The 14,847-nt window shown below is 44.9% G+C and carries 12 protein-coding genes; 7 read left to right on the forward strand and 5 right to left on the reverse strand.

Translation table 11 applies throughout. From position 1 onward, the window contains the following. Positions 1 to 89: 89 nt before the first annotated feature. Both J4N37_RS04745 and J4N37_RS04750 read right to left on the reverse strand, forming a co-directional pair. On the reverse strand, positions 90 to 1,250 hold the full coding sequence (locus J4N37_RS04745; RefSeq protein WP_010447109.1) for a DUF1887 family protein: 1,161 nt from the start codon (positions 1,248 to 1,250) through the stop codon (positions 90 to 92). A 166-nt stretch (positions 1,251 to 1,416) separates the two neighbouring features. After that, entirely contained in the window at positions 1,417 to 3,408 is a 1,992-nt protein-coding gene (locus J4N37_RS04750) for a methyl-accepting chemotaxis protein (protein ID WP_045389342.1), read from the reverse strand. A gap of 232 nt (positions 3,409 to 3,640) precedes the next feature. On the opposite strand from J4N37_RS04750, the gene hinT reads away from it, so the two are divergent. The 7 genes from hinT to J4N37_RS04785 all read left to right on the forward strand — a co-directional run bounded on the left by hinT (position 3,641) and on the right by J4N37_RS04785 (position 9,892). Further along, a complete protein-coding gene (gene hinT / locus J4N37_RS04755; protein ID WP_045389338.1) occupies positions 3,641 to 3,991 on the forward strand; it encodes a purine nucleoside phosphoramidase in 351 nt (116 codons plus the stop codon). Between the two features lie 66 nt (positions 3,992 to 4,057). Next, a complete protein-coding gene (locus J4N37_RS04760) occupies positions 4,058 to 5,452 on the forward strand; it encodes a COG3014 family protein (RefSeq protein ID WP_252042106.1) in 1,395 nt (464 codons plus the stop codon). Further along, entirely contained in the window at positions 5,452 to 5,844 is a 393-nt protein-coding gene (locus J4N37_RS04765) for a YcfL family putative periplasmic lipoprotein (protein ID WP_010447119.1), read from the forward strand. Before J4N37_RS04760 ends, J4N37_RS04765 begins: the two co-directional genes overlap by 1 nt. A gap of 87 nt (positions 5,845 to 5,931) precedes the next feature. Next, positions 5,932 to 6,522, forward strand: coding sequence for a penicillin-binding protein activator LpoB (lpoB, locus tag J4N37_RS04770; protein ID WP_038882760.1), 591 nt, complete (start codon positions 5,932 to 5,934; stop codon positions 6,520 to 6,522). 63 nt (positions 6,523 to 6,585) lie between these two features. After that, the gene (gene thiK, locus J4N37_RS04775) at positions 6,586 to 7,464 is read left to right on the forward strand and encodes a thiamine kinase (protein ID WP_045389333.1); all 879 of its coding nucleotides are present in this window, start codon (positions 6,586 to 6,588) and stop codon (positions 7,462 to 7,464) included. A 78-nt stretch (positions 7,465 to 7,542) separates the two neighbouring features. Continuing rightward, entirely contained in the window at positions 7,543 to 8,082 is a 540-nt protein-coding gene (ycfP, locus tag J4N37_RS04780) for an alpha/beta hydrolase YcfP (RefSeq protein WP_038882762.1), read from the forward strand. A 520-nt stretch (positions 8,083 to 8,602) separates the two neighbouring features. Further along, entirely contained in the window at positions 8,603 to 9,892 is a 1,290-nt protein-coding gene (locus J4N37_RS04785; RefSeq protein WP_045389329.1) for an NAD(P)/FAD-dependent oxidoreductase, read from the forward strand. A gap of 87 nt (positions 9,893 to 9,979) precedes the next feature. Here the strand turns inward: J4N37_RS04785 and J4N37_RS04790 are convergent, their stop codons facing one another. The 3 genes from J4N37_RS04790 to mfd all read right to left on the reverse strand — a co-directional run bounded on the left by J4N37_RS04790 (position 9,980) and on the right by mfd (position 14,843). Beyond that, complete coding sequence (locus tag J4N37_RS04790) at positions 9,980 to 10,528, reverse strand: GNAT family N-acetyltransferase (protein ID WP_038883814.1); 549 nt, start codon at positions 10,526 to 10,528, stop codon at positions 9,980 to 9,982. A 75-nt stretch (positions 10,529 to 10,603) separates the two neighbouring features. Next, complete coding sequence (locus J4N37_RS04795) at positions 10,604 to 11,374, reverse strand: peptidoglycan binding protein CsiV (protein ID WP_252041784.1); 771 nt, start codon at positions 11,372 to 11,374, stop codon at positions 10,604 to 10,606. Between the two features lie 7 nt (positions 11,375 to 11,381). After that, complete coding sequence (gene mfd / locus J4N37_RS04800; protein ID WP_252041785.1) at positions 11,382 to 14,843, reverse strand: transcription-repair coupling factor; 3,462 nt, start codon at positions 14,841 to 14,843, stop codon at positions 11,382 to 11,384. Positions 14,844 to 14,847 lie beyond the last annotated feature (4 nt).

Below are 14,847 nucleotides of genomic sequence, written 5' to 3' on the forward strand. Positions count from 1 at the left end.
CTGTCGGTTTTGTGTTGAGTGTTAAAGGCAGTGAATCTGACGCAATAAAAAAGCAGCCCGAGGCTGCTTTTTTTGATTGGTATCGACGATTAGATTTCGTCAGAACCGCCGGCGGCTTCAAACCATGCACTAAGATGTGTCTTCAGATCTTTCAGCTCATCTGGACCGATAAGTGCCAAGCCTAAGTCTTCAGCGCGTGTGATGTCATTATGGCGTAGCGGACGGAAGCTAACCAACATAGCACGTGCTTGTAGGCCACCTAGAAGGTCACGCAGTGATTCAAGCTTGTACAAGGTATCGTCACCATCATCACGCATACCTTTAGTCTTACATTCGATAATGTGCAGTTTGTTGTTTACTACGGTCGCAACATCCAGTTCATTACGAACCTCACTTTCACCTAGCTTGCGATAGACTTGAACGTTTAATGAACGATCTTGGATGGTTGGCATCGTATCTTGAATCTGCTTAACCGTGCTATGAACTAAGGTCTCTAGCCATTCACCATTTGAAAAGCGGCGGGCGTCTTCATCAGCGAATGTCAAAATGCCATTTTCATACGTAGCAATCTGAGCTTCAACCAAGTCGGTTAGTAGCATGTTCAGTTCACGGTAGCCTTGTTGCTTCTCAGAGAGCTCTACATCCAATTTTTGCTCTTTACGGCAGGTGGTTGCAAGATAGTTTAGAGTCGCAAGGCCAGGGCCAAGTTCAAGGGCATTGGAAGCCCAACGTTCGCCTAGTTCATACAGTTTTTGATCTAACTGAGGAGGGAGGTCAACGTGGTGGAATTCGCCTCGAGCACCGAAAATTGTAAGGTAGTCAGAAATCGTAATGTGGTCTTCTACTTGGCTGTCTTCTTTGCCATCAGGATATAGCCAGCAAAGCTTGTCACTATTTGGCTCTACCACAAAGATTGGCCAACGGTACGTACGGAAGACTTCATACACAGAAAGCAATCGGTGACGAAGGCCACAGCTTGCGTTCAGCTTTACTTCTTCGCCTCGGTCATGGAGGTCTTTTGCCAATTTATGAATCGATTGTTTAATCAGAGAAGTGTTTACAACAGAAGGAATTTCAAAAAACTCGGACGTAATTTCTCGCTGCTCCAACACGGCACTCAGTCGCTCATAGATGTCAGCTTGACTCTTATCACCGATAAAGACGATATGGGTACTGACAGTGCGATTATCCAATAGAGGAGTGACCAATCTAACGGGGTCTTGGTCAATAATACCAACATGAACAGCCATAGGTTTTCCTTCTTATTTGGCTTGCTCGAAAAGAGAAAGTAAAAGGGATGAGCAAGCCATAATAACCATATGTAGACAAGGTCAATAAAAAACAAGGGCGACCTTATAAAAAGTCGCCCTTGTAGAGTCAGTTGGTATCTAAAATCGTTACAAATTATATCTTAATCTATAGCTTGAAGCGGTGTACCAATTCATTTTGCTGATGAGCTAAATGCGTTAGTGATTCACTCGTCGCAGCAATGCTTGCCATCGCATGGTAGCTCTTATCTGCAATGTTATTGATGTCTTCGATATTTCGAGCAATGTCAGCAGAGGTTTCACTCTGCTCTACAGCTGCTTGCGATATATGTGTGCTCATCTGACTGATTTCGATGATTAACGCTTGAATTTCTTCCATCGAGCTGTTGGCTTTGGATGCTTGTTCAACCGACATCTCCATGTCACTCATACAACTCTCAATGACTTGGCTTGCTGATTGTGAGCTCGTTTGAAGATTGCTGATCATGGATTCTATCTCAGTCGTCGACTGAGTGGTCTTAGAGGCCAAAACACGTACTTCATCAGCAACGACTGCAAATCCACGTCCTTGTTCACCTGCTCGCGCTGCTTCTATAGCTGCGTTTAGTGCAAGTAGGTTTGTTTGTTCAGCAATGTTACGAATTACATCCAAGATCGAGCCAATTTGACCGCTCATTTTTTGCAACTCTGCAACAGCCGATACAGACTCGTTTAGTCTCGTCTCAAGTTGATTGATAGTAGAAATATTGCTGTTCATGATATTTCTACCTTGATCAGAAGCCGTTTCTACTCGCTGCACCATTTCTAGTGAACCTTGTGCACTTTGAGCGACTTCCTGAACAGAATGAGACATCTCAGTCATTGCGGTTGCTACGTTCGCTGTTTGCTCACGTTGATTATTCAACTGCATTTGTGCCTCTGATGAAGTTTGTTCATTTTCAGAAGCAGTATTGGAAAGGTTGTCAGAAGCGTCGTTTAGCTTCACAAGAATGTTGTGTAAGCTGTCTGCTAGCGTATTGATATGCCCACTGACACGACTGAATTCGTTGTTGTAACGATTATCAATGCGTTGAGTCATATCGCCTTCAGTGAGGCCTTCTAGCACCTTTAGAATACGAGTCAATGGTTCACGTACGCTATGTGCAATGTGGTAACCAATGGCGGTTGCAAACAGAACGACAACAACAGCGATAACGATGGCTTTAGTAACACCATTCGAGTAGATACTTCCAGCCTCTGACAGTGACTCTTCCAATTTATCCGTTGCTGTTGTGGTAAATTGCTCGAGGATACCCATTGTTGTATCTACTTTAGTGGCTAGGTTGGCGATGTTGTCGTACAGAGCTGAACGAGCGGTTAAGTAACTATTATGCTGATCAAGTACCCCGCCTCGTTGGCCCACATCGCGAGTAAATTGTTCAACGGATTCACCAAACGCATCTTTTAAAGCTGGTAATTGCGTAGCGAGGCCACGGAATGCGTAGTTTAAGTGTGTTACCGCTTTACGGTTTTTCGCGACAGCTTTAGTTACGAACTCGGGGTTATTGCTGGCTAAGGCATCTGAAGTGATCACTTCGGCGTCTTTTAGCTTAATGAAATAGCTCTTGGCCATGACTTTAACTGAAATACTCGATTGATCGGCAATATACTCCTTCATACCAACCGACAGTTCAGTGTTTAGCTTTTGGAAGCGACGAGAGGACTTCTGCACTTCTTCTTGTGCAGCAAACATCGCCTCATAGTTGTCCATGGCTTCTTTAGCTTCAGAGAAATAGCTCTGCTCAATTTCTTTAAGCTGGGCGAAAGGTTGTGCCAAAGAAGGGTAGATACGGCTGGCTGTCTCTAGTTTCCCTAACGTAGAGGTAAACTGTTCTTGAGATTTAGCAAACTCCTGACGCATCTCATCCATTCGTTGCTTATTCTCTGTTGTGAGAAAGTCTTTAAAAGACTTATCGGCTGACAGAAGTTCAACACTGGTTTGGTTTGATAACGAAACCAGTGGTAATGAATTCTTTGAAACGGTTTCAAACTTGTTATGAATATCACTCATCCCACTCATCATAATGGTAATCGTGATGGCAAACAGAATTATGATCAGTGCAAAGCCTGCATACATCCGTTTAATTACTGACCCACGCATAATTAGCGTCCTCTCCCAGAAACAAGACAAAAAAATAGTTATGTCTTAAAAAATTAACAAAATTCCTTGAATTGTATTGAGTTTGAGACGCACGTTTTATGACGCACACGACAAAAAAAACTTCTATGTAACAGCTTATATTGATAATGTTAAGTGAACACTGTTTTTTATTGAGCTAAGCCTAGGGTTGGCGCATACTAAAGCGGTTACACACCTTATAAATGGAGTACCCATGGCGGAAGAAACCATCTTTAGCAAAATTATCCGTAAAGAAATCCCTGCAGATGTTCTTTATCAAGACGATTTAGTAACGGCATTTCGAGATATTAACCCGCGTGCGCCGAGCCACATTCTAATCATTCCGAACAAGCTGATTCCAACAACGAATGACGTAGAAGCAGAAGATGAGGCGATGATGGGGCGTATGTTCACTGTCGCGAAAAACCTGGCTAAAGAGGAAGGCATTGCAGAAGACGGTTACCGTTTGATTGTTAACTGTAACTCACATGGTGGCCAAGAAGTTTACCATATCCATATGCACCTAGTGGGCGGGCGCCCTTTAGGCCCAATGGTTCTGAGCTAATTGGGTAAAAGTGGGTGGGTAATTCCACCCATGATTTCTCGTCTATACACATTTGCGGAGATGAATTTGAAACATGGTGTGAAGCTATTTGGATTGATGAGCTGGATCCTGCTTGCTACAGGATGTGCAAACCTATCCGCTGGCAATCTGTTCAGCCACTATAGCGACCAAAATAAACAAGTTTATCAAGCGGTGGTTGCTGGTGATTATGCCAAAGCTGAGCAACTGCAATCTAGTGATGTTGGTGGCGATATACTTGGTAATTTTGAGCAAGGTCGAATCTCATTTCTTGCACAAGATTATCCAACAAGCTTGAGTGCACTCGAAGACAGCGATCGTGCGGTACGCAAACAACAAGATCGCGCAACCATCTCTGTTACGGAAACAGCGACCAGTGTGGGTTCTTTGGCTGTTAACGACAATTTAAACGAATACCAACCCGCCGACTACGAGCTCGGTTTCTTGCATTTGTATCTAGGTTTGAATTATCTACAAAAGAACGATCTAGAGGGGGCGTTGGTTGAAATGCGCCGTGCAAACCAAGTCCAAGAGGCGGCGAAGAAAGCACGTGAAAGGGAACTAAAGCGAGCTGAGAAGGATCTTAAGAAGCAAGGTATGTCAGCAAACTTAGGTAGCGTATTAGCAAACTACCCAGACGCAGGCAAAAAGCTCAGCTCAGTACAAAATGGCTACTTGTTCTACCTTTCAGGGCTGCTTTATGAAGCATCAAGAGATTTGAATAGTGCGTACGTAGACTATCGTCGTGCACTCGCTGTGATGCCTGATAACAAGCAAGTCATTGACAGTACGATGTATGCGGCGAAGAAACTTGGCATGCGTCAAGACCTGCGTATGTTGGAAAAGCGCTATGGTAAAGCGCCTTCGGGGCTAAGCAAGTCACAAGGCCGCGTGATTGTGATTGATGAGCAAGGTGTGGTGGAAGCACTGCAAGGTTGGCGTATTGATTTACCTATTTATGACAGCCGAGGCGATGGTGCAATTTATTCTCTTGCGCTGCCATACTATCCGAAACGCGGAACGCAACGCTTTGGCGATGTTGCGCTGAATGGTAACAAGCTACCTTCAAGTACATTAGTCGACGTGAATGCGATGGCACAGAACGATTTGCAAGAGCGTCTAACCACGATTGTGATTCGCCAAGCGATTCGTGTTTGGGCAAAAGACAGAATTCGAAAAGAAGCCGCCAAAGGTGATGATGTAGGCAATCTTCTTTTCAACGTATGGAACACATTAACTGAACAACCTGATACCAGAAGTTGGCAGACCCTACCAGGAACGGTGAAAACCGCGTCAAAGGTTGTGAGTCCGGGTAAGCAGAGCTTAAATGTCGGAGATCAGGTGTATCAATTTGAAGTGCCAGCACAGCAGACAACATTGGTATGGGTTTCCCGCCAGGGATTGCATTCCACGGTTTGGCATAAACAACTAGGGAGGTTGTAATGAGAGCATGGCTTATAGGTTTGGTTGTGATCATTGGTTTGGCGGGATGTGCGGATAACACCGCCGGTATCCGAATTGATGGTCAAACACAGAAGGTTTTCTTTAACGACAATGTTTTGGGTAGTCGTTTATTGGTAGACAACATTACCACGACTTATGTCGATGACCGTCCGCGCGGTGTTGTTCAGTTGAGCAGTAACTACAAAGGTGACCAGCACATTCTTTACCGATTCTACTGGTATGACAATACTGGTTTGGAAGTAAACACGAAAGCTGGCCCGTGGCGAAAAATGATCGTTCGTGGTTTTGAGCAAGTCTCTTTGTCCGAAGTGACAGTAAATCCGAACGGGACTCAGTTCCGCGTACAAATTCGCGAAGCACAAGATAACTAACTCGGTTCGAGTAACACATTTTCGGCAGCTATGCTGCTTTACTAAGGTAGAGATACCTTGGTAAGAAATACAAATTAAGGAACTCTCATGAAAAAAAGTATTATCGCTCTTTTAGGTCTTGCCGTCATTTTGGGTGGTTGTTCAAATAAAGTTTCATATGGCGATGCTCAGGCGACAGAAACAACGACGATTGACTTTGGTTCTACGGATTTACAAAAAATAGCCGGTGAAATGGTTGATAGTATGATGATGTCAGGATCTGTTGCTGCGATTACTCGTGACCAACGTCCAATCGTATTTGTAGAGCGTATTAAAAATAAAACGAGTGAGCACATTGATACTGAGTCTATCACCGATACTATCTCTACTAAGATGCTAAACTCTGGTAAGTTTCGTTTCGTAGATATGGACCGTGTTGAGTCTGTCCGTGAGCAACTTAACTTCCAAAATAATGATGAGCTTGTGAACCAGAGTACCGCGATTCAGTTCGGTAAAATGGTGGGTGCGCAATACATGCTTTACGGTAACCTTTCTAGCATCGTGAAAAACGCGGGTAGTGACAAAGACGTGTACTACAAAATGACAATGCGCTTGATGGATCTAGAAACCGGTCTTATTGAATGGGCGGACGAAACAGAGATTCGTAAAGAGCAATCTAAGAGCTTATTTGGCCTTTAATCTTTCCCAATACCTGACTATTTACTGAGTAAGGTAGTAGGAACTTGAGTGGAGAAGTTATGAATGGCATGGTTTTCTTGGCAACAAGCAAAGCAACTTGATCCGAGTTTAAGTGTATTAGACGGCTTCTTCGCTGTCCCTCCAGTAAAGGTTCAAACGGTTACTGGGGGGCTAACTAATCGTTGTTGGCGATTGGAAACTTCAGAGGGTCTTGCATATGTCTGGCGACCAGCCAGTGTTGTGTGCAAGGCCTTTTCTATTTCTCGCCATAATGAGTATCAAGTTCTCAATACTATAGAGCCTTTGCAACTGGGTCCAAAGCCTGTTTTTGTCCATGAGCTTGGCTTGTTGGTTGAGTGGGTAGAAGGAGAGACGCTCACTCGGAAGGGGATAGAACTCAAAGAGCTGTTACCTATTGCTGCATGCATTCACCAATATCCAGCTGGCGCAATTCCTTTGGTGCCGTTTTCATATATCTCACGAGTTGACCATTATTGGATGCAGTTGGAAGGTGTTTATGAGAACACTGAGTTTGAGCAGCTATACCAAAAGTGGCGCTCTGAACCGTCTGTTGCGCCTGTGCCTGCCTCTTTATGTCACTTTGACCTTGGTTGCTACAATCTTGTTCGAGGTCAGGAAGGGGTAAAAGTGATTGACTGGGAGTATGCTGGATTAGCCGATCCGCGTTTAGACCTGACATTGGTTCTCCAATTGGCAGAGGCTCCAATTGTTCAAGGTGTTGAGAGCTACTGTGCTATTCGAGAGATAGAAGATGTTCAGCTTTGGATTGATGGCGTAAAAGCATGGCAACCGAGAACACTCATGATGGCTATGTTGTGGTATTTATTGGCTTATAAGTTATGGGGTGATGAACAATACTTAAACAGTGCGAATGAATTTAAAGACTCATTATGTATTGAAGATCACTGTTTTGAGACATAATGACATTTGTCGCTTTCACCACATGGAAATAGTGGTAGTTTAAAGTGAAGTACCAGATATACACAGGGAGAGGTACAAATGATTATTTACTTGCATGGCTTTGATAGTACAAGCCCAGGTAACCACGAAAAAGTTCTTCAACTTCAGTTTATCGATGATGATGTTCGTTTCATCAACTATAGTACACTTCATCCTAAGCATGATATGCAGCATTTACTCAAAGAAGTATCTAAAGTAATCGACCAGTCTGATGATCCAAAGCCTCTAATTTGTGGTGTAGGTCTAGGTGCATATTGGTCAGAGCGAATCGGTTTTCTTTGCGGCATTAAGCAAGTGATGTTCAACCCGAACTTGCATCCAGAGAATACAATGGCAGGGCGTATTGACCGTCCTGAAGAGTACGAAGACATTGCGACCAAATGTGTCGAGCAGTTTCGTACGAAAAACAAGGATCGCTGTTTGGTGATTTTGTCGAAAGAGGATGAAATCCACGACAACTCGAAAACCGCGGCAGAACTGGATAAACACTACGAAATCATTTGGGATGAAACCCAAACCCATAAATTCAAGAAGATCTCACATCACCTGCAAGCGATGAAGGCATTCAAAAACGCCTAACTTGCCCTAGAGAGAACAAACTTATCTTGTTTAAACAGCACTTTTCGAAGTGCTGTTTTTGTTTCTACTCGTGCTCAAACGAACGACACTGATTCTGCAAGATTTTACATTTTGTATCGATTTATCATCTTGATTTATTGATTTAACCTTTTGTGGCACGAAAACGATACCGTAAAGCAGACGAAAATTAGCCAATCCGTATCTCTAGTAAGGATTTTTGTTGCCATCAAAGTATTGCTCTATATAATGAACTTGGTAAAAATAATTTGATAAATATCAAAAAAAATTGAGAGCGAGTAAAAAACTTGCCCATTTGTTGTCTGAGATCGTGTGTATCAGGCAAGTAAACCGATAACCGTTAATCCGTAATTAAGCATAAATAATATGGTATCGGCATTTATCCAAAAGTGAGCTCACCTCTAGAGACCAAAGAATTCATCGGTTGGATGTATGACCGCAATGTGATTGTGAGTCAGCATCGAGCTGAACCCATATATTCATTTTTGTAGAGGATAACATTGTGACACGCATTATCGTTGTAGGCGGCGGTGCTGGTGGCCTTGAGTTGGCAACCAAACTGGGCCGCACTCTGGGTCGTAAGAACCGAGCGAAAATTACACTGGTAGACCGTAAAGCGAGCCACTTGTGGAAACCATTGTTGCACGAAGTAGCAACAGGTTCTTTGGATGAAGGCGTGGATGCATTGAGCTATCGTGCTCATGCGAAGAACCACAGCTTTGACTTCCAAATGGGCAGTCTTCAAGACATTGACCGTGAGCGTAAAGTGATCATTCTAAGTGAGCTTAAAGACGAGCACGGCGAACTTCTAATGCCAAGCCGTGAGCTAGAATACGACATTCTAGTGATGGCTATCGGCTCGACATCAAATGACTTCAACACACCTGGAGTTCGTGATAACTGTATCTTCCTAGATAGCCCTGAACAGGCACACCGTTTCCGTAGCGAGATGAACAATGAGTTCCTAAAGCTGCACGCGAAAAACGGTAACGGCACAGTCGATATCGCTATTGTTGGTGCGGGTGCAACGGGTGTTGAGCTATCTGCCGAGCTTCACAACGCAGTGAAAGAGTTACGTACTTACGGCTTTGGCGACTTAGATTCTAGCAAGCTAAACGTGAACTTAGTTGAAGCAGGTGAGCGCATTCTTCCAGCACTTCCACCACGTATTTCTTCTGCGGCGCATCAAGAGTTGGTTAAGCTTGGCGTAAACGTGCGCACAGCTACGATGGTGACGCAAGCGGATAAAGACGGTCTGACGACGAAAGACGGTGAGAAAATCCCAGCACAGATCATGGTATGGGCTGCGGGCATCAAAGCCCCTGATTTCATCAAAGACATCGCTGGTCTAGAAACTAACCGTATCAACCAGCTTGTGGTGAAAAACACGCTACAAACCACGCGTGACGATGACATCTTCGTTATTGGTGACTTGGCACAATGTACTCAGCCTGATGGCTCTTTTGTACCGCCACGTGCTCAAGCGGCGCACCAAATGGCCAGCCAAGCCTTCACTAATATCGTTGCTAAGCTAAATGGCCGTGAACTTAAAGCTTACGAATACAAAGACCACGGCTCTTTGGTTTCTCTAAGCCGCTTTTCTACGGTTGGTAGCTTGATGGGTAACCTAACCAAAGGTTCGATGATGGTTGAAGGTCGTATTGCTCGCGTGGTTTACATTTCGCTATATCGCATGCACCAAATGGCGCTGCATGGCGTGATTAAGACGGGCCTGATGATGTTGGTTGGCCGTATCAACCGCGTACTTCGTCCAAACTTGAAGCTACACTAATACTTTATGATTTGGCTCTTTACTCTGATTTGGTAAAGAGCGAAATAAAGGTCAAAACAAAAGCCACCGTATATCGGTGGCTTTTTTTTATTCTAAATCGCTAGGAAGCAGTGAATACACTACGCCATCTTTCGGCTTGCCATGGAAGATAAAACGGTTTCTGGCAACCGCTTCTTTCTGTGCTCCAATGGATTCAATTAACGCCTGACTAGCGGTGTTATCTAAATCGCAGACGATTTCTACGCGAGTCAAATTGAGCTTGGCGAAACAGAATTCCGCGAGTGCGCGAATGGATTCTTGCGCATAGCCTTTGCGTTGATAGCGGTCCGCTACCCAATAACCAATACTCGCCATATTGAAGGTATGGTAAAGCTCATTCACAGCGGCCATGCCAACGAGGTTGCCACTTTCACGTTCATAAACACCAAAACCGAAAGCCTCTGTCTTAACCCAGTTCAATCGTGTTGCCAGCAAAAAGTCTTGGGCTTCTTTGAGTGTGATATCTTGATTACACCAATCGAGCCAATGGTGCAGAGAAGGGGACTCAGCCAGTATACGTTGTAGGATGTGTGCTTCTTCTGAAGGAATAAGCCTGAGTGCTAAACGAGGGGTGATGATTTCAAAATCAGGGCTCATGAACCAATACAACTTCCATGCTAGATTCTAGATAAAATAAAGCGCAGCAAATGCTACGCTTTAATTTTTTAATGATTATTGAACGCGACGCACTTGGATGATCATGCCCATTAATGGGTTGTCTAGGTAGTGAGTCTCACTACTGCGCATACGACGCTTCTGATCCATACGGTAGCTCTTCAAGAACGTTTCTTCAGTCACTGTAGGTGAAATTTCAGCTAGGTTTCCTACTTGAACATTCCCTTCAACTTCACCAAACTCTTTTGATTGATCTTCTAGAGGCTGTGCCTCGAAACGAACTTCACGAACACTTGGCTCTCTAATGTCCATCGTAGTTTCTGCAAATAGATAGTGCTGAACGTAAATTTGTAGCTTTCCATCCAACTCGTATAGTGGTCCTGTAATACTTTCTTCAGTGTAACCATCAGATTGTAAAGACAGAGCGTTACCGTTTCTTTGGCTGCCATCAGAGTTGTATACTCCTGAAAAGTCTTTGCCGCCTACGATACGAAATACGGGAGCGCTTGCCTTACCACGGTCGCCTTGTCTCCAAGCTACGTGCTTAAGCACTTTAAAACCAGCGTGGTTACGTAGAGCGGCTTCCTGAGAGTTTAATTGATAAGCTGAACGAGGTAGGAGAGTAACGCCTTTAGCTTGGCGATATGAATCACTCTCTAAACTGCCAACATTATCCATCTCAATTTTTGGAAGTTGATTTGGCCAAGACTCAGTGGTGCTTTCTGCGTCTACTGCTCGCTTGAAAATAATTACTTCAATATCAAACTGACGCGCAGCCCAAGATGGCATTGAAACGCATAGAAGTAACAATGGGATCAGTATTCTCATTCGACTATTAGCTCGTTGGTAATAAATTCTGTTTAAAATCATTCAGTAAGTCTTGAACAAACTGAATGCGTTTACGTCGGTCCGTCAATGGTACGCTAAACTTGAACTTAGTTGGACCTTCCATTGCAAATTTTTGCGGCTGTGATTGCAGGAGTTTAACTAAATACGCTGGGTTTATGTCAGCATCAGGGTAAAACTCAATGAATCCCCCCTTATCATGCGCCTCAATCTTCTTCGCCTTGAGACTTCCTGCCCCAATTTTCAGTTCTGAGACAGATAGAAGGTTCTTCGCAGCATCTGGTAACAAACCGAACCGGTCAATCAATTCTACTTTTAGCTCAGACAGAGCCTCGTTATCAGTAACACTTGCAATGCGCTTGTACATGGATAGACGAGTGTTCACGTCAGGAATGTAATCATCCGGCAGTAGAGCGGGGATACGCATTTCTATCTCTGTCTGCTCGCGAAGCAGGTCATCCAGTGATGGTTCTTTACCTTCTTTCAATGCTTCAACCGCTTGTTCAAGCATCTCCATATACAGTGTAAAGCCAACTGATTGAATTTGACCACTTTGTTCGTCACCTAAAAGCTCACCAGCACCACGGATCTCAAGATCGTGTGTTGCTAAAGTGAAGCCTGCACCAAGATCCTCCAGTGAAGCAATTGCATCAAGACGTTTGATGGCATCTTTGGTGATCGCTTTCGGATGCGGTGTCAGCAGGTAAGCATATGCTTGGTGGTGTGAACGACCAACGCGACCACGAAGTTGGTGCAATTGCGCCAAGCCTAGGTTGTCAGCACGATCCATGATGATCGTGTTGGCTGTCGGAACGTCGATACCCGTTTCGATGATGGTGGTACAGACAAGCAAGTTGAATCGCTGATGATAGAAGTCATTCATGATGCGTTCTAACTCGCGCTCACGCATCTGACCATGGGCGACGGTCACTCGCGCTTCTGGAATCAGCTTTTGCAGATCTTCTGCTGTCTTTTCGATGGTTTCGACTTGGTTGTGGAGGAAGTAAACCTGGCCACCACGCATGATTTCACGTAATGCCGCTTCACGAACGACGGAATCCTCGCGTTGACGTACAAAGGTCTTGATTGCCAAACGACGGGCTGGTGGTGTCGCGATGATAGACAAGTCGCGCATACCACTCATTGCCATGTTTAATGTTCGCGGAATCGGAGTTGCGGTAAGCGTAAGGATATCCACATCGGCACGCATCGCTTTTACTTTTTCTTTCTGGCGCACGCCAAAGCGGTGTTCTTCGTCAACAATCAATAGCCCAAGGTCTTTAAACTTGATGTCGCTAGAAAGTAGCTTGTGAGTACCTACCACGATATCAACTTTGCCGTCAGCAACATCTTGGAGGATGACTTTCTGTTCTTTTGCCGATTTAAAGCGCGATAGTACTTCAACGCGAATTGGCAAGTTGGCAAAGCGGTCACGGAAGTTTTCAAAGTGTTGCTGTGCCAGCAGGGTGGTAGGCACCAATACTGCGACTTGTTTGCTGTTGTCAGTAGCAACAAATGCAGCGCGCATTGCGACTTCTGTTTTACCAAAGCCTACGTCACCACACACTAGGCGGTCCATGGCTTTCGCTTGGCACATGTCAGACAGAACAGCATTGATTGCCATCGACTGATCATCAGTTTCTTCAAACGGGAAAGTCGCTTTGAAGGTCGCGTATTGACCACGGTCGAGAGCAAACTTGTAACCCGGTTTCAACTCGCGCTTAGCGTAAACGTCGAGAAGCTCGGCAGCCACGTCACGGACTTTTTCAGCGGCCTTACGACGAGCCTTCGCCCATGCTTCACCACCGAGTTTATGTAGCGGCGCGCTCTCTTCAGCACCACCTGAGTAACGGCTGATTAGGTTTAATGAAGACACAGGAACGTAAAGCTTGGCATCGTTTTGATACTCAAGGGTCACGTACTCTGTTTTCATTCCACCGGCTTCAAGTGTTTGCAGGCCAATGTAGCGGCCGATACCGTGGTCGATGTGTACCACTGGCTGACCTGGTTTTAGCTCGGCGAGGTGGCGAATGACGGTGTCACTGTTGACGGTCTTTTTGTCTTTACGACGACGCTGAATTACGCGATCGCCCAGTAGATCACTTTCACAGATAAGTGCGAAGTTCAGCTCTTCGTGAATAAAACCATGTTCTGCTGCGCCTAAGATCAAGCTGAATCGATCTTTGGAATCCAAGGCTTGGTAAATTGATTCATGTACCACAGGGCGAATTTTGATGCCTTGTAGTAATTCAGTCAGTGCTTCTCGGCGGCCTTCGGATTCTACCGAAAAGACGATTTTTCCTGTGAATTGCTCACTAAACTGGCGTAGACGAGAAAGTGGTTCTTTGTTCTGCTGTTGTACACCCAGTTCAGCCAGAGACTGTACTGCGAGGTTTTGGCGACCAGCACGTTTTACAACTTTATCTAGACTTAACAGGGCTTGAGGCAGTTGCTTTATTTGCTTGAATAGCTCGTCCTTTTTTAGCCACAGTTCATGAGGGGCTAATAACGGGCGAAGTGGATCGATTTTCTTTTGGTCGTAACGATAGTCGACGTCATTCAAGAACGTATCCACAGCGGCTTCGATGTCGCCATAAACGATCAGTTGTGAATCATCTGGTAAGTAATCAAACAGGGTTTCTGTGTGCTCAAAGAACAGTGGCTGCCAGTATTCGATACCTGCAGGCCATGTCCCTTTGGTTACTTGCATGTAGATGGACTCGGGCTCGCGACGAGCTTCGAATTGCGTACGCCAACGAGTTCGAAAATCTTCGATTGCTTCTTTTGTGGTTGGAAACTCGTGCGCTGGCAGCAATTGGATTTGCTGAATGTCGTCGATCGAACGTTGATTTTCTGGATCAAAGGTACGGATGGTATCGATCTCATCATCGAAGAAGTCAATACGATATGGATCGGAACTGCCCATCGGGAACAAATCAAGGATTGAACCACGGCTAGCGTATTCCCCCGGCCCAAATACTTGATCCACATGACGGTAGCCAGAATTATCTAATTGAGTACGCAGTTTTTCTAGTGAGAATTGATCGCCTGTTTTCACCATCAAAGTATGTTGCAGCAAGAAGTCGCGAGGAGACTGGCGTTGTAAGATGGTACTGACAGGTACGATAGTTACACCACTGCGTTGGTTTGGCAGTTGGTATAAGCGTGCAATTCGATCAGAAATGATTTCTTGGTGCGGAGAAAAGTTATCGTAAGGCAGCGTTTCCCAATCAGGGAATAGACTGACTGGCTGATCGGTGAACTGTTCAATTTCTGCTTGAAGCTTCAACGCAATTTGTGGATCTGGTACAACAAGCAGAGAGTGGCTAGCATGCTGTTTCGCCAGCTCTGCGATTGCCATAGGTAATGCTCCGCCGGGTAGGTTGCCCAGCTGTTTTTTATCGCCACGCTCAGACGGATTCGTGACGGAGAGAATCGTTGCTTTTGTCATGGTA

Origin of the sequence: Vibrio sp. SCSIO 43153, from assembly GCF_023716625.1 — a bacterium.
GTDB classification, from domain to species: domain Bacteria; phylum Pseudomonadota; class Gammaproteobacteria; order Enterobacterales; family Vibrionaceae; genus Vibrio; species Vibrio rotiferianus.